Source organism: Bordetella sp. FB-8 (assembly GCF_000382185.1).
In the GTDB taxonomy this organism is placed as follows: Bacteria; Pseudomonadota; Gammaproteobacteria; order Burkholderiales; family Burkholderiaceae_B; genus Bordetella.
Map to the genome: position 1 here is coordinate 3795994 of NZ_KB907784.1, position 17462 is coordinate 3813455.

Genomic DNA, 17462 nt, shown 5'->3' on the forward strand with positions numbered 1-17462 from the left:
AATCATGAAGCGAATATTGGGAAATTTTCTTGCCAGATTCTTGATTTCATACATTTCTCTCACGAGCGCTCTACTGGTCTACGGGTCTGCAAGAGCGCAGGGTATCGAAAGCACGAATTTGCTCAACACAAATTCACTACTTTCTTCCGCTCCTCGTCTTTCAGACGACGAGAAACTACCTTGTGAAGCTCTGATTTGTCTTTCATCATCGAGTGGCAATGCCTTGTCGCAGTGTGCGCCAGCCATTTCAGCTTTCAACAGTATCAACGCCCTAAATTGGTCTGATACGTTTCAGGACCGGCTGAATTGGCTCAAGAAATGTCCCACTGTCACAGATAACCCTGATATGACCAACCTGGCCGTCGCAATCATCAACGGTTCATTGGGTTGTGACTCAGCAACGCTTAATCGGGTTCTCCGGACCGTGATCGGAGGTTGTGGCGGTGACTGCGGCACCCTGGGTAAGGTTGAAATTAGCAACTCAATGCCAGGGTATTGCAGCGCCTATTACAACAACCCATACATTCAGGGCGGAATCTCTCGGCCAGTTTATGTCGGCACACCCCAAACAGGTGGATTTTGGACCGATCCGACGGATCTCCAAGCAGCGCAGGCTCAGTACCAAGCAAAGCTAGAAGCTATGCAAGCGGCGCAATTTGCGAACGAACACAGTCCCGGTGGCAATTAGGAGGCCACGTGAATTTCATCGCAATGGCTCACCAATGCGCACCGAACGTCCATATCACGACCCTGATGGCCGTCGTTCGCCATGAATCCGGTTTCGATCCCCTGGCGATTCATATCAATGGCAAGGGAGCCCGTTCAATCCATCCGAAATCTCGGGACGATGCGGTGCAAGAAGCTCGCAAACTCCTGGCGGCCGGTATGTCCTTCGATGCGGGCTACGGCCAGGTCAATGTGAAGAACTGGAGCTGGCTGGGACTGACGCCCGAGACCGTGTTCGAACCTTGCACCAACCTTGCGGCCGCGCAGCGGGTGCTGGTTCGTTGCTATGAGCTGGCATCTTCGGCATACGGGCGCACCACTCACGCGCTATATGCCGCCTTCAGTTGCTACAACACGGGCAATCTGACGGCGGGATTTGCCAATGGCTACGTCCAGAGCGTCGTCGCCGATGCGGGACTCAAAGTGCCCGCCTTGACCGGCGTTGCCGCCAATGATGTTGTGATCCCTGACGCGCCCGATCCAGTTACGGCGTCTCCTGATTTCAGGGCCAAGCCGGCCGGATCAGGCCAACCGGCCAAGGTCACGGTGTCGAATTCGCCGCCACGACCCAACTCACCGCTCGACGGTTTCGCCAGGCCCCGACCCGACGCCTTCGCACAAGCGCGCGAGGATGCCTTCTCTCAGCCCTTGGGCCTTTTTGCCTCGGGTGGGGACGCACAAGTGGGGACGATCACCGTCCACGCCTTCGGATCGCCCTAGCCTGCCCACGCCCGGGACTCCGAGTCAGGGCGATCATCTTCTCTGTTTTTCTCCTGCTGGAATCTGATCCAGCCGGAGATCTCTTTGTCCGTTCTCGCTGTTGAGAACGGCGTTTTTTTGGAGTTCTCCATGCAGCGTATTTCCCATAAGCGTGTCAATGCGATTCGCGGCGTTGTCGGCCTGTTCCTCCTGGCCCTGATGGCGGCCGAACCGGTGCTGGCCCAGGCCACGGGCGGGCTGAGCCAAGCCTCGACCACCTTCACCCAGATCAAAACCTATCTGTGGGTGATCATCCCGATCGTATGCGTCATCGCCGGCGGCATCCTCGGGGTGCTCTACAGCCTGGACATCATCCGCAAGGACACCTTTTACCAGTGGGCGGGCGGAGTGGTGATCGCCGGCATCGTCGCTGGCGGCCTGGTGGATCTGGTCTTTGGTACGAGCCTCTAACCATGGCGAGCAAGAAACCGGCGCCGGCGGCGCCTTCGGCCGCAGTCGTGCTCGAGGCGGTCAAACCTAACCACGTGCGTCTCTTCAAGGGAGCCACGCGCGTGGCCACAATCAAGGGTGGGGTGCCAGCGCGTGCGTTTGTCATGATGCTGGTCGCGGTCGCGGTGCCGGCCATGTTCAACGTTCGGTTGCTGGTGTTGGTCTTTTTCCTGTATCCCATCATGGCCGTTGTCAGCCGCAACGATGACCGCGCTTTCTGGATCCTCGAGTTGTGGTTCAAGACCAAGTTCCGCGCACCCAATGCGAAGTTCTGGGGGGCTGTGTCATTTAGCCCTACCGCCTACTATCGGCGCCGCGCTTGGCTGCGGCGTAAAGGCTGAACTCATGAAAGCTGCAGCAAGGGCCGTTGAACGGCCTCGGTCCGAACCGAGCGTCTCTGAGCATGTTCCGTATTCGCATCACGTTACGCCCACCATAATGGCTACGAAGACCGGGGAATATCTCTCGGTCTGGAAGCTGGGCGGGCGCAGCTTCGAGGGCATCTCGCAAGAGGAACTCTCGGGCTGGCGTGACGAGCTGAACAACATGCTGCGGGGGTTCCCGAACGGGTTCGGCCTCTATACACACCTAGTACGCCGCCGTGTGCGCGAGTATCCGGAAAGCGATTATCCGGACTGGTTTTCCTCTGAATACGACAAAACCTATCGGCGAGGGTTCGACAATACTCCGCCCCTGGTCAACGACCTGTACCTGACTATTGTCGTACGGCTTTCGATCGATTCGGCCATGAAGGTCTTCTCGCGTTTCGAGAAGCGCTCGGCCCAGGATGTCGCTCTCTGGCAGGCACGGGCGATCGAGCAACTGGACGATATCAACCGCAAGGTCGCCAGCGGCCTGCGCCGCTACGACCCCGAACTCTTGTCCATCGTTGAGCGCAGACGCCCGCGCCCCGGGTCCAATCTGACTCAAGCGCAGATTGATAACGCCATCGAACCGGTCGATCCCGAGCTAGTCTCTGTTGGGCACTTTTCGGAGGCGGCCGAATTTTTCGGGTTTCTCATCAACGGCCAGCACGAAGCGGCGCCGCTTGTGAGCAGCCGGTTCTGCGATTGCCTTCCGAGCGCGCGTCCATTCTTCTCGATGCACGGCGAGCTGGCCGCGCTGCGCCATCCGCGCGGTACCCGTCGTTTTGCCATGGTGGAGATCCGGGAGTATCCCGAATCGACCAAGCCGGGGCACTTGAACAACCTGCTCAAGCTGCCATTCGAGTTCATTCTCACGCAGTCCTTTGGAGCAATGTCCAAGGCGGACGGCCGCGCGGCGCTGGTGCGTCAGCGCCGTTGGCTGGTGGACTCGGGCGACGACTCCAAGAAGCAGGTTGCCGAGCTCGATCTTGCGCTGGATGACCTGGCCGCAGGCAAGTTCATCATGGGCGATCATCACTGCACGCTCGCCGTGTTTGGCGATACGAACGAAGTCGTCATGCGCAACGCGGCCGATGCCATTACCGAGCTTGCCGAGTGCGAGATCGTCGGACGCACGGTCGACCGCGCTTCGGTGGCGGCCTTTCGGGCGCAGCTCCCGTGCAACTGGATCTGGCGGCCTCGGCCGGCGGCGATCACCTCGCTCAATTTCCTGAGCTTCTCGTCGCTTCAGAATTACCTGTTCGGCAAGCCTGATGGCAATCCTTGGGGGCCGGCGGTGACGCTCCTGAAGACCGCCAGCGCCACGCCTTATTACCTGAACTTTCATGCTTCCTTGGAAGATCAGGACGAAACTGGCAAACGCATGCTCGGGAATACTTTTTTCATCGGCAAGTCCGGCACCGGCAAGACAGCGGCGCTTGGGCACGTGCTGACCCAGGCCCGCAAGTTCCGGATGACCGCGGCTGTGTTCGACAAGGACCAGGGCATGCGCTCGACCGTCAGAGCCTTGGGGGGGGTGTACTTCGCGCTGCAGATGGCAGCTCCCACGGGATGGAGTCCACTACAGATGGAACCCACGCCGCGCAACCTTACGTTTATGAAGCGGCTGATCGTTCAGCTCGCTTCGCGCGGCGAGAAGGAAGCCTCGCTCAAGGATCAGCGCGACATCTCAACGGCTGTCGATCGCCTCACGCAAATGATCGATCGGCAGGATCGAGGGATCTCCACCTTGATCCAGTTCTTGCCGGCCGCGCCCTCGCTGGAAGCAGACGAACTGAGTCTGCACGATCGGCTGCAGCGCTGGTCCCGGGGCCATGAGCTTGGCTGGGTATTCGATAACCCGAGCGACCATATGGATCTCGCCCAATACGGTGTCGATCTGTTTGGCTTCGATCTGACCGAGTTTCTGGAAGACGGCCCGATCCGCGATGCTGGGCTGATGTATTTGATCTACCGCACCGAAGGCCTGATCGACGGGCGTCGCTTCATGTATATGTTCGACGAGGTACAACACCCGCTGAAGGTGCCCTACTTCCAGGACATGATGCGCAACAAGGCACGCGTCATCCGCAAACAGAACGGCATCTTCGTTTTCGCGACACAAGAACCAGCCGCGATCCTTGAAAACCCTGTCGGTCGAACCCTCATCCAGCAGACCGCAACCGCGCTCTACCTGCCGAACCCGGATGGAACGGAAGCGGAATACATCGATGGCTTCAAGCTGACGCCGGCCATCTTCAAGATGATCAAGGAACTGGGCGAGTTCTCGCGCCAGTTCGTGGTCAAGCAGGGACAGTCGGCGGTGACCGCAGGCCTGGATCTGTCGCATTGCCCCGAAGCGCTACTCGTGTTCTCCGGTTCGGAGGACACGGCCCTGGTTGCCGAACAGTGCATTGCGCTGCGCGGCGACAAGCCACAGGACTGGCTGCCGATGTACTACGAGCGGGTTCGCGCGCTCGGCAAAAAGTAACCCCCTCACTCAGAGAGAGACCTCATGAATACGCCTCAAAACATGCGGCATGGCCGCCGCGCACCCTCGCCCATTGCTCACCAGTCGGCCGCGATCTACCGGCACCGCCAAGGTGTGGCGCCGGCTCATGCCAATCAGCCCGGCACCAGCCCGGCCGCTCTCGATCTGGTATCGCCTCGGGGCGCGGGAAACCCCGGCCGCCTCATGTTTCCTCTGGCCGGCTTGCTGCTCTCCTGCGCCATGATCTGCCCGCCGCCTGCGGCTGCACAGATCCCAGTGACGGACGGTGCGAGCATCGCGCAGAACCTGCTCAATCACATCCAATCGATGGCTCAGTGGGCCCAGCAGCTCACAGCCTTGCAGAGCCAACTGGCGACAGCGCAGCAGGCCTATTCGGCCGTCACTGGCGTACGCAACTTGGGAATGCTCTTTAACAACCCGAATATCCGCGCATCGCTTCCGGCCGATTATTCCCAGGTTCTTCAAGGCGGCAGTTCGCTCTATGGCGCCGGCCAAAGCGTTCTGCAAAGCAACCAACTGCAGCCGGGCAACTACCAGGCCAATCTGGCGGCCGTCAATACGCGCACCTCGCAATTGGGCGCCGACACCAGCGCCCTCATGACCCAGGCGCAGCAGGGGCTGACCGCGCGCATGCAGGAGCTCGATAGTCTGCAGCAAGAGATCAATACGACGCAGGACCCCAAGGCGATCGCCGAGCTTCAAGCCCGCCTGCAGGTCGAACAGGCCAATATTGCCGTCGATCAGATGCGGGCCAACAACTTGGCGCAGCAGATCAACTCCGAGAAGGCCTTGGCCGACGACCAGGTCGCGCAGCTCACGCAGCGCTCATTCAGCATGGATGCGATCACAAACCCTACTTCGGGCCAATAAGCCCTCTGGATCCGGTATGACCCATCCGCGCATCGATCCGAACGAGGCTTCGTTTCGGGAGACCGTCTATGCCATCAACGATGCCCTTGACTACATCAGCATGCTGGCCGGGCAGCTTCGGGGGGCATCCCAGACGGACGTGAGCTATATCAACGAACGGATACAGGCAATTCACAAACTCTCGGGACTGTGCGACAGCCTGCTGGGCATCCTGCGTTGCTACGGCCGAGAATCCGCCGTCACGCTCGCCCTGCAGTATCCCCGGGTCAGACAAGAACTCAATCGCATCCGGGATTCATTCCGAGGTCGGAATCAATCTTGTTGCATGTAACGCGGCAATGGGGCATTGTGTTGCATGTAACGAAACTGGGAATCGCCATGAGCACAACAACTGTCAATGCCCGCGTTCAAAAGCACCGTGCGTCTTTGCGCGCGGCAGGGCTTCGTCCGGTACAAATCTGGGTGCCAGATACCCGGCGGCAGGAGTTTGCGCAGGAGTGCCTACGCCAGAGTCGGGCTGTGGCATTAGCGGATGCGTCGGATACCTCGCTGAGTGATTTCATGGATGATGCGCTGGCAAGCGTTGAAGGCTGGACTGAATGAAGCGAGGGAGGCTGGTTACGATCGCTAATCAAGGCGATTTTGGTAAGCCCCAACCTGCGTTGATCATTCAATCAGACTTGTTCGGCGAGCATCCCAGCGTCACCGTGCTGCCTGTTACTAGCACGGTGACAGAAGCCTCGTTACTTCGCATCTCGCTCTGGCCAAACGATCAGAACGGTTTATTAAAGTCGTCACAGATTATGGTGGACAAAGCCACAACGCTCAGACGTGAAAAGGTAGGTGCCACGTTTGGTCATGTTGATATTGATACGCTTGTCGAGGTTGAACGATGCTTGGCGATATTTCTTGGGATTGCGAAATAACATAGTTGCCGATGCATTCCGCGGCAGGAATATGAATCAAAGTGACTGCCAGCCCAAGTCACTGGCAAGGATATTCTGTAGGGCTACGACCGGTTTCAAAGCAGGATAAAACACTGTAAATTCGCACAGCACTCGCCACTATTTTGGTAATATAAAAGCATTGTGGTAGTCGAATAATTTCCATCAGGAGAACGACTATGAACACCGACAATATCGACCTTTCCAAACCCGACGCTGCTGCGCAAAAGCTCGCGCCTGAACTGGCTGCGGGCTACAAAACCTTCAGCGCCGCCACCTGGGCGCTACGGCTGTGGAAGTGGGTCGTGCGTCCGGTGGGTCGCATCGCTGTGGGCACGCTTCGTGGAGTCTGGTGGCTGCTGAAGAACGGTCAATGGAAGATGGCTCGTTATCAGGTCTATGATCAAAATTCTCGTACCTGGCGTCACTAGCCCCGCCAACTGGCCGGCTGAGCCTCATAAAACCTAAGGACGCATTAGCGTCCTTTTTTATTTCTTGAGAAAGAAGGTTTCGCCATGACACCTATCACGGTACAGCCGCTCACCAGCCTGGGCTCGGTTTCCAGCTGGCTAGGCAACATTATCTCGTCGGGGCTGACCAATGCCGTCGCTCCGACCATCGCCAATGTCACCAGTTATGTGCTGCCTATTTTCATCGTGGCGTCGATGATCTGCATCGCCTACTTTGGCTGGACAGTCAGCATAGGCGAGCCGCATCGACCCGTGGCCGAGCTTCTTCAGATCATGTTCAAGCTCATCCTGATCGCGGCCATACTAAACGGCGGGTATTACGCCCAGACGCTCAGTAGCGTCATGATCGCCATGCCCGACGAAATCATGGGCGCCGTCACAGGGTCACAGACCAGCTCGCTCTCACAGATCGATAACCTGACGAACCAGTCCACTCAGGCGGCTACCGCAACTCAGGCGCGCGCGCCTAATGGCTTAACGTCGCCTGTGCAGGGGTTCTTGTTCGCTGCTGTCTCATTCTGCTTCACCATTGTTGGCGCTATCTTCGGCGTCATTGCCGCGATATTGCTAACCGCCATGAAGACAGGCATGGCACTTATAGTCATGATCGGCCCGTTTTTCATCGCCGCAGCTTTCTTTCAAGACATTAAAAAATATTTCGATAATTGGAAGAATGTCGCAGTATTTTTCTCGCTCGCCGGCGCTCTATTCATGTTGGCCCTGACTATTGTCTTGCAGATGATGGCTGCTGTTGATGTGGCAATAATCAATACCCTGACCGGAAGCGGTGATGTCAATATCCTGGGCATATTTGCTGCGTTCCTTGCAGTTTCTATTGCATCCTTCTTTCTGTTACTTCTCCCCTTCAAGATCGCTACGGCTGTTACTGGCAGCGGGCTCACTTTGAGCATCCCCATCCCCTTCCTCGGGAACGTGCAGCTCTAAATTTCGGGAGATGCGCCTCGATTTTGGTACGGCCCACTAGCCCTGCGAATCCTCTCCATCCGCCAATGCAAAAGGCCGCGTACATCGCGGCCTTTTTCGCACTGACACGCCAACGCTTGAGCATCATCGCCTTCAATAGGCGTTTTGGCCGATAGGCCTGTCCGCAAGACCCCCTCCCCTCGCAATTCAGATCCTGACCAGTCTTGCCCTGGCCAGGCGGCTTGCGCACGCCCTTTTCATTTCACTCCACAGGATTCCTGCATGGCTTCTGAAGATCCCAAGCTTTCTCTCGACGACGAACTCGCCCGCGCACGCGGCCTCGAGCGCGACGTGATGACTGCCCTTATCTCATCGCGGCGCCTGGCCTGGCGCGTGGTCATCGTGTTCGGCGTCATCGCCATTCTTTCCATCGCTACCACGTTTGGAATGGAGCCCTTCAAGAAAGCGCCGCCGGTGCTCTACGCCGTGCGGGTGAACGATGCGACGGGCGACATCGAGAATTTCTCCAGGCTGGGCGACCCCAAGCAGAGCTACGGCGATCGCCTGGCTCGCTACTTCATCAATCAGTACATGCTCATGTGCGAGGGCTACGACTACAACACCATCCAGCTCATGTACGACCGCTGTGGTCTCTTTAGCGCGCCGGACGTACAGGACGCCTACCACAAGAAATTCACTGACTTCAAGGAACCGGACGGCACCGAACACGTAGGCCTGGACAAGCAACTGGGCAGCTGGGGCACCGTCAAGGTCAAGGTGCGCCAGATCTCGCTCGGCCCCAAGAACAGTGCCGTGGTGCGTTTCGAGACAACCACGACTGAGCCGAACAAGCCCCAAGAGGTTCGGCACCTGATCGCCACGCTGGCATACCAGTACGTCAATTCCGATTTGACCGAAGCCGTCGTACGCGAGAACCCGCTGGGCTTCCAAGTCAATTCCTACAAAGTCGATGTCGAGGTGATGAAATGAACAAGCAAATGATCGCCGAGCTGGCCGCGCGTCTGGAACAGGCGGGCTCGCTCTCCAATGCCGACCGGGTAGCGCTGCTCAAGGACATCGAGCGCTATGCGGCGCGTGATCTCTACGGCGCCGCGCGCCTGTGCAAGGACCACCTTCCCAAGGACGCCGATCTGCGGCTGCCGCGCATCGTGCAGTCCGCACCCCGGATCGCCAAGTACTTCGAAGAGCGCATGCATCGTCAGCGCAGCGCCATCGACATGCCGCTCGAGCAGGACCGGCAGCTGCGCCAGCCCGAGGCCGGCCGCAGCTACACGGGCCCTGTCGTCGGCACCACGCCCAACTGCGTCGTGCAGTTGGACAACGAAACAGGCGATTTCATCGTGCACCCGCGCAACAGCTTGGTTCGCGAGTTCGAACCGTCCGAGAAAGATGTCGATGTGGCCATCCGCTACCCCAGTGCCGCCATCGGCGGCGTCGGCCTGGTCAGGAGCGTGGAAGCCGCGGTGCAAGGCACGGCGATGGAAATGGGCATGTCCGCCTCGCACGGGCATGAACATTCGACCCGTGCCCATCACCTGTCCCATTCCATGGAAATGAGCAAATGATGCAAGGTATCCCCAAGCTTGCTTTTCGAGATGCCGAGGGTCTTCGGCTGGGCATTTCACAGCGTATTGCCATAGCCAGCCTGGTCATGGCCGTGAGCGCTCCGGCCTGGGGGCTGGATGTTCCCAAGCCCTCGCCCAGGGATTCCCGAATCCGCAGTACCGAGTACGACCCGTCGAATGTCATCCAGGTCAATACGACGATGGGCTATACGACGCTCATCGACCTAGCCCCGGACGAAAAATACGTCACGCACGCTTTTGGCGATGCCAAGGCTTACGACTTTCAGACGGTCGGCCAGCACATCCTGATCAAACCGATCGCCGACCAGGCCGACACGAACCTGATCGTCATAACCGACAAGCGGACCTATGACTTTCGGCTCAAGTACAGCAAGGACGGCAAGCAGGACGGCAAGAATTCTGAAATGGACATCGTCCGGCTGAAGTTCCCGGATATTGACATCAAACGTGCCAAGGACATCGAAGAGAAGTCGCGCATGAGGGAGGATTTCTCGACCACGGGCCTGGCGATCAACTGGAAGAGCTACACCATGAGCGGGGATATGGCGATCGCCCCGGCTTCGGTCTGGGACGACGGCGCGCAGACCTTTTTCCGCTTCGCGCCTGGCCAGGATCTGCCGGTGATCTATTTCGTGGATCCGGATGGAAGCGAAGTCGTCACGAATCGGCATATGATGGATCCGCAGACCATCGTCATGGAGCGCGTGGCCGCGACCTGGCATCTGCGGCTGGGGAACAAAGTGCTCGGCATCTACAACAGCCGTGTGCTGGCGCGTCCGCTAGTGACCCGCACGATCTCGCCCCAAATCGAGCGCGTCATTCGGCAAAAGCCTGAGGTATCGCGCGCAGCCTCGGCCCCTGTATTGGCCCCTGCATCCCCCCCCGCGCCTTCTGCGGCTCCGGTCATCCCGACTTACCCCGCGCCGGCGTCTGCATCGCCCGCAGCGCCTTACTTCCAGCAGGCCAAGCCATGAGCTGGCTCAAGGGTAAGCGCAAGTTTTCCCGGCCGGTCGATGCCGTCGACGAGATCGAAGCCGCGGGGCTGGATCGCGATGATGACGCGCTGGAACATGGCCCTGATCGTGAACATGGCGAGGATCGTGACTCGGATCACGCTCGCCCCGCGCTCGAGGGGGTGAGACGGCCGATGGCGCCTGGGTCCAAGGTGTTCTTCGCCGTCATCGGATTTGGCTTTCTGGTCCTGATCTACATGCTGTTCTCGCGGTTTCTGCATGGCACGGACACGAAGAAGGCGAACAATCCTTTCGAGTCCAAGATCGGCCTGGTCATCCCCAGCCTGAAACTGCCCAAGCCTCAAGCACCCGTCGCGCCGGCGCCCAAGCCGCCTGAGGTCCCGCCCATGCCTCTGAATCCCGCTCTGCCTGGTGCAACAGCCCTCGGCTTGACGGGTATACCTATGCCCACCATCGATCCCATCGAAAAGCGCCGCCTCTCCGGTGGCCTGCAGAGCAATGATAATGCCAAGCAGAACGCGGGCGGTTCCACGCAACAGCCGCCCACCGCGCCCGTGCACGACAGCGGGCCGATGGCCAACATGCTGCAGCCGCTGCAACTCAATGCCGCTCAGGCTGGGCTGGTGGGCGACCGGGATCTGATTTTGACTCAGGGGTCGATGATCGACTGCGTGCAGCAGACCAAGTTCGTCTCGGCGCAAAAGGGCATGATCACTTGCTATGCCCCGCACGACATCCTGTCTGACAGCGGTCGCGTGGTGCTGATCGATGCCGGCACGGTCTTTACCGGCTACCAACAGGGTGTGCTGACTCAAGGCGTGCCGCGTATTGCCATCGTCTGGTCTCGAATGGAAACCCCTCAAGGGGTCATCATCAGCCTGGATTCTCCCGGCACGGGTCCGCTGGGCGAGGCTGGTCTTGACGGCGATATTGATACGCACTTTGCCCAGCGCTTTGGCGGCGCAATCATGGTGAGCTTGGTCAATGACATCGGCAGTTGGGCCAGCAATCTCGGACAGAGCGGAAATACATTCAATCTGGGTTCAACAGGAAATGCCGCCTCATCGGCCGTTCAAACGGTCTTGAACAACTCGATCAACATCCCGCCCACGATGTACCGCAACCAGGGCGGGCGAATCGGGATCTATGTCGCGCGCGATCTGGACTTCAGCACGGTCTATAGCCTGAAGCCTGTCGGCAATCGTTAGCAGGTCGTGGCTGCGCGCAGCGGACGCGGGCCAGAGCCAGACCAGGCTCTGTGCCCCTGTCAGCCATTTTCATTTTGCCGGCGATACCGATGCCATGCACTGCCTCATTCCACATACCCATGACTCCTCCCGCAAAAAGCGCGCTGCTCTCGGCTTCGGCCGACCCTGACGGGTGGCCCGCGAGCGGGCTACCCGGCGACGAATCGCTACAGGCCCTTACCTCGCGCGTAGTACCCACGCCCGTCGCGCCCCATGCCGCTTCGCCTACCCGGCAAGACAAGGTGGATCGGTCCGTGACGCTGCGCCAGATGATGCGGCCCGTCGCGGCCTATATGGCCGATGAGGCCGTGCGCGAAATCACCATTCCACGTCCGGGCGACGTATTCCTCAAGGTTGAGGGCAAGTGGATCTACCGCGCCGCGCCCGAGTTGACCTTCGACTATCTCCAAGGCCTATCCGAGGCGATGGCCAGCTACAACAAGATGAACTTCGCGCCCATCATGTCGCTCAAGCTGCCCGATGGAGAGCGCGGCCAGGTAGTCAGGCCGCCGGCAGTGTTGGACGGCAACCTTTCGATCAACATCCGCAAGCACAGCACCACGGTCAAAACGCTCGAAGAACTGGCCGAGCAAGGCGCGTTCAGCGGATGGCAGGACAGCGGACTGGATAAGCGGCGCGAGGAAGATGCCCGCCTTCTGGCGCTCAAGGAAGCGGGCGACATGGTCGGCTTTCTGCATTACGCCGTGCAGATCCGCCGCAATATCGTGATCGGCGGCAAAACCGGATCGGGCAAGACCACCTTTGCCCGCAGTCTTATCGAGCGCGTTCCGTTTCATGAACGCCTGATCACGATCGAGGACGTTCACGAGCTGTTCCTGCCGAACCATCCGAACCGGGTTCACCTGATTTTTGATATCACCCCTGGGGCGCCGGTGTCGGCCAAAGATTGCGTGGCGGCCTGCATGCGCATGTCACCCGATCGGATATTTCTCTCAGAGCTGCGCGGCCCCGAGGCCTGGGAATATCTGCAGGGTCTGAATACGGGACATCCGGGTTCAGTCACCACCACGCACGCCAACTCGGCCATCGACATCTACGACCGCCTGGCCATGCTGGTCAAGCAAGCTCCGGCCGGCCAGCAGATCGATCTGGACATCATCCGGCGTTACCTACTCTCGACCCTCGACATCGCGCTCTATTACGCGGACTACAAACTGGTCGAGGTTTATTTCGACCCGGATCGCGAGCGCATGCACTAATTCGGCCAGGAGCCAGATTTTCATGACCTTTAGCAAGCTGCCCGGCAAAGGCCGTGGCCAACAATCTCTCGATCTGCGCAACGCCGACGTGGGCGAGGCCTACATGTTGATGCAGCAAGCCTATCTGGACGGTTTGAGCGACGGCAAGACGCCTGCCCAGATAGCCCGCAAGATCGAAAAGCTGCAGCCGGACGGCGCCGACCGGCGCCTTCGACACGCATGGGCCGTAGCCAAGAAGGAGATCTTCGCGGACTACGAGCTGCCCAGCGCCACTGCGCGGCCCTCAAAGACGTGATTGTCGATCGTGAGAATGGATAAAAAAGTCATCACTCTAGTGGCCACGATGAATCGTCATGGTCTGACAACCTGCGCGTCGTGCCAAGGCCATGGCTTGCCGCTGTCGCGTGAACCGTATGTCACTTTCACATGTTCTCAGAGTCAGGCCTCGCGCTTATCTCGGACGCTGCGCGAAGACGCTGAATCTGCCGGCCCTCAGCTTCATTGGGAATGGATGGTGACAGCAGGGTTTGACCAAGATCACAACCTATTCTATCGACTCACCATCGCCAATCCGAGGCGATGGTGGTATCGGTGGCGTAGAGATAAGTTGGACTTCGATATCCAGCTATTGCACAAGTTTGTGGAAATCGCCGTTCTGGATATCGAAGGGGGTAATGCCCATCGTTTTCCCAGCGAAAAACAGGCCCGCGGCGACGATCCATGAAAGCTGTGACGCATCAGATTTATACAGCCCATTTGAGGGTTGCACGACGGTGCAGAGTGAACCGCCCCGGGTTTCGCGGAGGCTGTTTAGTTAAAGTAAGACGGCCTCATCGGATGGGGTTCCGAGTCGGTTGTAGTAGTTTGCCTCAGCCTCAGCGGGCGGGATATAGCCGATCGATGAGAGCAGGCGTTTGTGGTTGAACCAGGCGACCCATTCCAGGGTAGCCAGCTCGACCGATTCCCGGTTTTTCCAGGGGCCGCGCCGATGAATCAATTCGGCTTTGTAGAGCCCGTTGATTGTCTCGGCCAGCGCGTTGTCGTAGCTGTCGCCGCGGCTGCCGACCGACGGTTCGATACCAGCCTCGGCCAGACGCTCGCTATAACGGATACTGACGTATTGCGATCCTCTATCGGAATGATGGATCAGAGAACCATCGTTGCCGGGCCTGCGGTCATAGAGAGCTTGCTCCAAGGCATCGAGTACGAAGTCGGTTGTCATGGATGTGCTCACGCGCCAGCCAACGATGCGCCGGGCGTAGACATCGATGACGAAGGCCACGTACAGCCAGCCTTGCCAGGTCGAGACATAGGTGAAGTCCGAGACCCAGAGCTGATTGGGTCGATCGGCCCAGAACTGACGGTTCACCCGATCGAGCGGGCAAACCGCCGTGGCATCGGGCACCGTGGTGCGCACCCGCTTGCCGCGCCGTACGCCTTGCAGACACTGGGCATGCATCAGACGTTCGACCGTACAGCGGGCCACCACAACACCCTCGCGGTTCAGCTGCCGCCAGACCTTGTCCGCGCCATACACCCGCAGGTTCTCCTGCCAAACCCGATGGACCTGAGGCTTGAGACGGTCATCGCATTGGGCGCGAGCGCTGCGCAGCGACGGATCGCGCTGGCGGGCAGCATGGCGCCGGTAAGCGGACGGGGCAACCTGCAACACCTTGCAGATCGGCTCGACCCCGTAAGCATCGCGGTGCCGGTCGATATAGGCGTTTACAGCTTGAACTTGCGGTCGAGCTCCGCCTGCGCGAAAAAAGCGCTGGCCGTGCGCAGGATATCGTTGGCCCGGCGCAGCTCTTTGTTCTCTCGCTGCAACCGCTTGAGCTCGTCGCGTTCGCTGGTCGTCAGCCCTTCGCGCTTGCCACTGTCGATCTCTTGGCGCTTGACCCAGGTCAGCAGGGTCTGCGATGAACAGCCTATCTTCGGCGCGATCGACTCGACCGCCAGCCACAGCGATGGATAGTCCGCACGGTGCTCCTGCACCAGGCGCACCGCTCGTTCACGCACTTCCGGGGAAAATTTGTTCGCGTTGTTCTTGCTCATAGCTCCATTCTCTCAAGAGTTGGAGCCTCCGCGAAACCCGGGGCGGTTCAGAGTCTTGTTGAACAACGACTTAGCCGAATGTTTAGCGGCTAAACCAGCACGTGTTTAGCCGCTAAACTCGCTGCCCTTTTCGTTGAGATCGTGCGCTACCTCGCGGCCAATCCGTCACGCGCCGACGCAACTTATTGGGCTTGATGACCTCCATCGCACCGGACAGCCCCATGCGCGAGTACGCGGTCGGGATCTGGTGCGCGTTCGAGCATTATCTCTGCCTCGCTGTGCAACACGGCCTGCCACCCGGCGAGAGCTAGCTACCTCCCTCATCCCCCTCAGTCTTGGTGCTTTGCGTAAAGCGCCAGGACCTCCTATTTCCGATTGGAGTGTGTTCATGAAAAACCGCAAAATTGGTGGCGCATGTGGCTCGGATTTCAGAGCCTCCCTTCAGGCCACGTTCGAATTTCTCAACGAAATGGAAGAAAAGGCCCTGAACGAGAAAGACTTCGACGCGGCCAATCTTCCTCAGCGGCTATTCCTTCCAGGACTCGACTTAGGGGCCATGCCCAATCACATCAATCGCTCTGGCCTGTTCGCCCCGATTGCCAAAGGCGCCAGGACTTTTCACCGCCAGGCCACGATCATCTCTCGGTCTGACTGTGAGATTCGTTACACCGGCGAGCAGCTTGACGAAGCAGATGCCGAAATCATCATGGTGCTCATCTTCTTCGCCAGGTCGTTCCATCTGGGAGAGTATGTCCCGCTGCAGCGCGCACAGGTTCTGCGCACGTTAGAGCGTGGCGACGGAGTTGTGCAGTATGAATGGCTGCATCGCCGGCTCAATGCAATGTCTGAGGCCACGCTCTTTGTCGAGGCCAAGAACCGCGACGGATCCTCTCGCTACAAAATCGGGAAATCGGCCGTGTTCCGCATTCTCAAAGAATTCACTTATGACCCCGACACCGATACCTACAGCTATGTCCTTGATCCTCGCTGGGTGCAGCTGTTTGGTAATCGTGAATTCTCTCGGCTCGATTGGACAAAGAAAATGATGATCAGCCGCGGCCAAGATATGGCCAAGACACTCCAGCGACTGATCGCCACTTCTTCTGACAAGGTTCAGCGATATGCATTGGACTATTTGAAGGCCAAGATGTGCTACGGAGGTCGTATGCGCGACTTCCGTGCTGCGCTCAGTCGTGCAACTGGCGAGTTGTACAAACTGGATATCATCGCCAACGCTCAAATCGAAATGAACACACGCAAGGAAGAGCAGTTGGTGATGTGGTTGCCCGAGATGTCCGAAACGTGATTTCCAGGCGCGTTACGTTTTGGACATCCAGAGCAGCGGTGCTGACCATTCCCTGCACAGGCCAGCAATGCCTAATAAACACAAGGGTTTCAAGCCATCAGCCTTTGGGTTTTCCACAACTTCTGTGGATAGATTTCAGCTCATCTAACGGGCATAGATGCCTATTGATTAGTTCGACCTGCGTCAGGATGCAACGACAGCCTCCTGGTTATAGGAAAAGGCACTCGAAGGTATTGAACTGGTGCTTCGGCACAGTCAAAGGAACGAAGACCGCTTGGTGGGTAGCAAGCCAGTAAGCGCGATGTCTTCCATTGACGAAATTGAAGAAGCCAGGCTGCGATTCATACAGAACTGTTATTTCCAGCTTTCCGCGTTGGCCCTGCTTTAGCGAGTCAAGCCTTGCCATCTTGAGCGGAGAAGGGCGGAAGCCCTCCCCCCAGTCACCGTCTGGATTGATGTTGCCGAACTCAGCGGTTTTGACCCACGCCAGATATTTTTCGGGATTTGCCTTCAAAACTGCCCATCCTTCCTTCACTTGAGCGTGGCCATTATGGGTGTATGCCTCCCAAGCTGAATCCTCATACAGCGAAATCGGGGCGTACACATTATTCACAAACGGAACTTCATGGTAATCGCCATGTGCCATCGCACCTGTACTCCCAGTTTTCGACTTCCGCATTTTTTTGGGGCGGAATTTTTACGATAGGATCATCATGATAGTTGCAACAGGCAATGACATTGAACAATCGGCTCATGAATTGCTTTTTAAAGCCATTTTGAAAATTCAGTCGATTTGCGCCACTGGTGTACGCCAAGACAAGCAGGCGGCACATGATGCATTGAGACAAATTCATGCGATTTGCGATTGGGCGCACACCGCTGCTGACTTGCTCAGGCCTGAAAAGAGCACAAGCGCTGGTGACCTCGAGTTCTATTGCATCAATCTCGAAAAGATTATTTCTCGCTTGACGGGAGAGAATGCGTCATAGCGACGCGCCCCTGGCCTGGCCGCACCAGCGCCATCGCACCGCGC

General features: G+C 58.4%; 22 protein-coding genes and 1 other annotated feature. Of the genes, 20 read left to right on the plus strand and 2 right to left on the minus strand.

All coding sequences use genetic code 11. The features are described 5' to 3' along the window. Positions 1-4: 4 nt before the first annotated feature. The 18 genes from H143_RS22210 (at position 5) to H143_RS22585 (ending at position 13792) form a co-directional block, all read left to right on the plus strand. On the plus strand, positions 5-688 hold the full coding sequence (locus H143_RS22210) for a TrbM/KikA/MpfK family conjugal transfer protein (RefSeq protein WP_081627093.1): 684 nt from the start codon (positions 5-7) through the stop codon (positions 686-688). Between the two features lie 8 nt (positions 689-696). Then, positions 697-1446, plus strand: a complete 750-nt coding sequence (locus H143_RS21105) for a lytic transglycosylase domain-containing protein (protein ID WP_051094439.1) — start codon at positions 697-699, stop codon at positions 1444-1446. A 129-nt stretch (positions 1447-1575) separates the two neighbouring features. Next, a complete protein-coding gene (locus tag H143_RS21110) occupies positions 1576-1896 on the plus strand; it encodes a TrbC/VirB2 family protein (RefSeq protein WP_019939681.1) in 321 nt (106 codons plus the stop codon). Positions 1897-1898: 2 nt separating this feature from the next. Beyond that, a complete protein-coding gene (locus H143_RS0118115) occupies positions 1899-2276 on the plus strand; it encodes a type IV secretion system protein VirB3 (protein WP_019939682.1) in 378 nt (125 codons plus the stop codon). A gap of 4 nt (positions 2277-2280) precedes the next feature. Next, positions 2281-4791 carry a VirB4 family type IV secretion/conjugal transfer ATPase gene (locus H143_RS0118120; RefSeq protein WP_026350214.1) on the plus strand — a complete coding sequence of 837 codons (2511 nt, stop codon included), beginning with the start codon at positions 2281-2283 and terminating at the stop codon, positions 4789-4791. A 24-nt stretch (positions 4792-4815) separates the two neighbouring features. Further along, positions 4816-5682 (plus strand): P-type DNA transfer protein VirB5, encoded by an 867-nt coding sequence (gene virB5, locus H143_RS0118125; protein WP_019939684.1) that lies wholly within the window; start codon positions 4816-4818, stop codon positions 5680-5682. 16 nt (positions 5683-5698) lie between these two features. Continuing rightward, positions 5699-6013 carry a hypothetical protein gene (locus H143_RS0118130; protein WP_019939685.1) on the plus strand — a complete coding sequence of 105 codons (315 nt, stop codon included), beginning with the start codon at positions 5699-5701 and terminating at the stop codon, positions 6011-6013. A 47-nt stretch (positions 6014-6060) separates the two neighbouring features. Then, a complete protein-coding gene (locus tag H143_RS22215) occupies positions 6061-6285 on the plus strand; it encodes an antitoxin MazE family protein (RefSeq protein ID WP_081627094.1) in 225 nt (74 codons plus the stop codon). Continuing rightward, a complete protein-coding gene (locus tag H143_RS0118135; protein WP_019939686.1) occupies positions 6282-6608 on the plus strand; it encodes a type II toxin-antitoxin system PemK/MazF family toxin in 327 nt (108 codons plus the stop codon). Before H143_RS22215 ends, H143_RS0118135 begins: the two co-directional genes overlap by 4 nt. Before the next feature lie 197 nt (positions 6609-6805). After that, on the plus strand, positions 6806-7057 hold the full coding sequence (locus tag H143_RS0118140) for a hypothetical protein (protein ID WP_019939687.1): 252 nt from the start codon (positions 6806-6808) through the stop codon (positions 7055-7057). Between the two features lie 84 nt (positions 7058-7141). Continuing rightward, positions 7142-8041: a type IV secretion system protein gene (locus H143_RS0118145; RefSeq protein ID WP_019939688.1), complete on the plus strand. Its 900-nt coding sequence runs from the start codon at positions 7142-7144 to the stop codon at positions 8039-8041. Positions 8042-8302: 261 nt separating this feature from the next. After that, a complete protein-coding gene (locus tag H143_RS0118155; protein ID WP_019939690.1) occupies positions 8303-9010 on the plus strand; it encodes a virB8 family protein in 708 nt (235 codons plus the stop codon). After that, positions 9007-9606 (plus strand): hypothetical protein, encoded by a 600-nt coding sequence (locus tag H143_RS0118160; RefSeq protein WP_231378519.1) that lies wholly within the window; start codon positions 9007-9009, stop codon positions 9604-9606. The genes H143_RS0118155 and H143_RS0118160 overlap by 4 nt, the downstream gene beginning before the upstream one ends. Continuing rightward, positions 9603-10601, plus strand: coding sequence for a TrbG/VirB9 family P-type conjugative transfer protein (locus H143_RS21115; RefSeq protein WP_019939692.1), 999 nt, complete (start codon positions 9603-9605; stop codon positions 10599-10601). Before H143_RS0118160 ends, H143_RS21115 begins: the two co-directional genes overlap by 4 nt. Then, the gene (gene virB10, locus H143_RS0118170) at positions 10598-11809 is read left to right on the plus strand and encodes a type IV secretion system protein VirB10 (RefSeq protein WP_019939693.1); all 1212 of its coding nucleotides are present in this window, start codon (positions 10598-10600) and stop codon (positions 11807-11809) included. Before H143_RS21115 ends, virB10 begins: the two co-directional genes overlap by 4 nt. Before the next feature lie 119 nt (positions 11810-11928). After that, positions 11929-13068 (plus strand): P-type DNA transfer ATPase VirB11, encoded by a 1140-nt coding sequence (virB11, locus tag H143_RS0118175; RefSeq protein ID WP_304412167.1) that lies wholly within the window; start codon positions 11929-11931, stop codon positions 13066-13068. Between the two features lie 22 nt (positions 13069-13090). Then, positions 13091-13363, plus strand: a complete 273-nt coding sequence (locus H143_RS0118180; RefSeq protein ID WP_019939695.1) for a hypothetical protein — start codon at positions 13091-13093, stop codon at positions 13361-13363. Positions 13364-13378: 15 nt separating this feature from the next. Next, positions 13379-13792, plus strand: a complete 414-nt coding sequence (locus H143_RS22585; protein WP_155803440.1) for a hypothetical protein — start codon at positions 13379-13381, stop codon at positions 13790-13792. Positions 13793-13882: 90 nt separating this feature from the next. Here the strand turns inward: H143_RS22585 and H143_RS0118190 are convergent. Beyond that, positions 13883-15123 (minus strand): IS3 family transposase gene (locus H143_RS0118190; RefSeq protein WP_155803441.1). Its coding sequence is split into 2 segments (ribosomal slippage): positions 13883-14838 and positions 14838-15123, totalling 1242 coding nucleotides; the frame shifts between segments, so codons are not numbered across the junction. Continuing rightward, positions 14723-14839 (minus strand) — a sequence feature (AL1L pseudoknot). (Overlaps the previous gene by 117 nt.) Before the next feature lie 388 nt (positions 15124-15511). Here H143_RS0118190 and H143_RS0118200 point away from each other — a divergent pair. Beyond that, positions 15512-16429 carry a hypothetical protein gene (locus tag H143_RS0118200; RefSeq protein WP_019939699.1) on the plus strand — a complete coding sequence of 306 codons (918 nt, stop codon included), beginning with the start codon at positions 15512-15514 and terminating at the stop codon, positions 16427-16429. Between the two features lie 208 nt (positions 16430-16637). Here the strand turns inward: H143_RS0118200 and H143_RS0118205 are convergent, their stop codons facing one another. Next, complete coding sequence (locus tag H143_RS0118205) at positions 16638-17075, minus strand: hypothetical protein (RefSeq protein WP_019939700.1); 438 nt, start codon at positions 17073-17075, stop codon at positions 16638-16640. A gap of 67 nt (positions 17076-17142) precedes the next feature. Between H143_RS0118205 and H143_RS22590 the strand changes: the two genes are divergently transcribed. Then, complete coding sequence (locus tag H143_RS22590) at positions 17143-17418, plus strand: hypothetical protein (RefSeq protein WP_155803442.1); 276 nt, start codon at positions 17143-17145, stop codon at positions 17416-17418. Positions 17419-17462 lie beyond the last annotated feature (44 nt).

Bases quoted from the DNA above. Each gene is read 5' to 3' on its own strand.
- H143_RS0118120 (WP_026350214.1), top strand. From the start codon at position 2,281: ATGAAAGCTGCAGCAAGGGCCGTTGAACGGCCTCGGTCCGAACCGAGC.
- H143_RS0118205 (WP_019939700.1), bottom strand. From the start codon at position 17,075: ATGGCACATGGCGATTACCATGAAGTTCCGTTTGTGAATAATGTGTAC.
- H143_RS0118200 (WP_019939699.1), top strand. From the start codon at position 15,512: ATGAAAAACCGCAAAATTGGTGGCGCATGTGGCTCGGATTTCAGAGCC.
- H143_RS0118130 (WP_019939685.1), top strand. From the start codon at position 5,699: ATGACCCATCCGCGCATCGATCCGAACGAGGCTTCGTTTCGGGAGACC.
- H143_RS0118140 (WP_019939687.1), top strand. From the start codon at position 6,806: ATGAACACCGACAATATCGACCTTTCCAAACCCGACGCTGCTGCGCAA.
- H143_RS0118155 (WP_019939690.1), top strand. From the start codon at position 8,303: ATGGCTTCTGAAGATCCCAAGCTTTCTCTCGACGACGAACTCGCCCGC.
- virB5 (WP_019939684.1), top strand. From the start codon at position 4,816: ATGAATACGCCTCAAAACATGCGGCATGGCCGCCGCGCACCCTCGCCC.
- H143_RS0118145 (WP_019939688.1), top strand. From the start codon at position 7,142: ATGACACCTATCACGGTACAGCCGCTCACCAGCCTGGGCTCGGTTTCC.
- H143_RS22215 (WP_081627094.1), top strand. From the start codon at position 6,061: ATGAGCACAACAACTGTCAATGCCCGCGTTCAAAAGCACCGTGCGTCT.
- H143_RS22210 (WP_081627093.1), top strand. From the start codon at position 5: ATGAAGCGAATATTGGGAAATTTTCTTGCCAGATTCTTGATTTCATAC.
- H143_RS21110 (WP_019939681.1), top strand. From the start codon at position 1,576: ATGCAGCGTATTTCCCATAAGCGTGTCAATGCGATTCGCGGCGTTGTC.
- virB10 (WP_019939693.1), top strand. From the start codon at position 10,598: ATGAGCTGGCTCAAGGGTAAGCGCAAGTTTTCCCGGCCGGTCGATGCC.
- H143_RS21115 (WP_019939692.1), top strand. From the start codon at position 9,603: ATGATGCAAGGTATCCCCAAGCTTGCTTTTCGAGATGCCGAGGGTCTT.
- H143_RS0118115 (WP_019939682.1), top strand. From the start codon at position 1,899: ATGGCGAGCAAGAAACCGGCGCCGGCGGCGCCTTCGGCCGCAGTCGTG.
- virB11 (WP_304412167.1), top strand. From the start codon at position 11,929: ATGACTCCTCCCGCAAAAAGCGCGCTGCTCTCGGCTTCGGCCGACCCT.
- H143_RS0118160 (WP_231378519.1), top strand. From the start codon at position 9,007: ATGAACAAGCAAATGATCGCCGAGCTGGCCGCGCGTCTGGAACAGGCG.
- H143_RS22590 (WP_155803442.1), top strand. From the start codon at position 17,143: ATGATAGTTGCAACAGGCAATGACATTGAACAATCGGCTCATGAATTG.
- H143_RS0118180 (WP_019939695.1), top strand. From the start codon at position 13,091: ATGACCTTTAGCAAGCTGCCCGGCAAAGGCCGTGGCCAACAATCTCTC.
- H143_RS22585 (WP_155803440.1), top strand. From the start codon at position 13,379: ATGGATAAAAAAGTCATCACTCTAGTGGCCACGATGAATCGTCATGGT.
- H143_RS0118135 (WP_019939686.1), top strand. From the start codon at position 6,282: ATGAAGCGAGGGAGGCTGGTTACGATCGCTAATCAAGGCGATTTTGGT.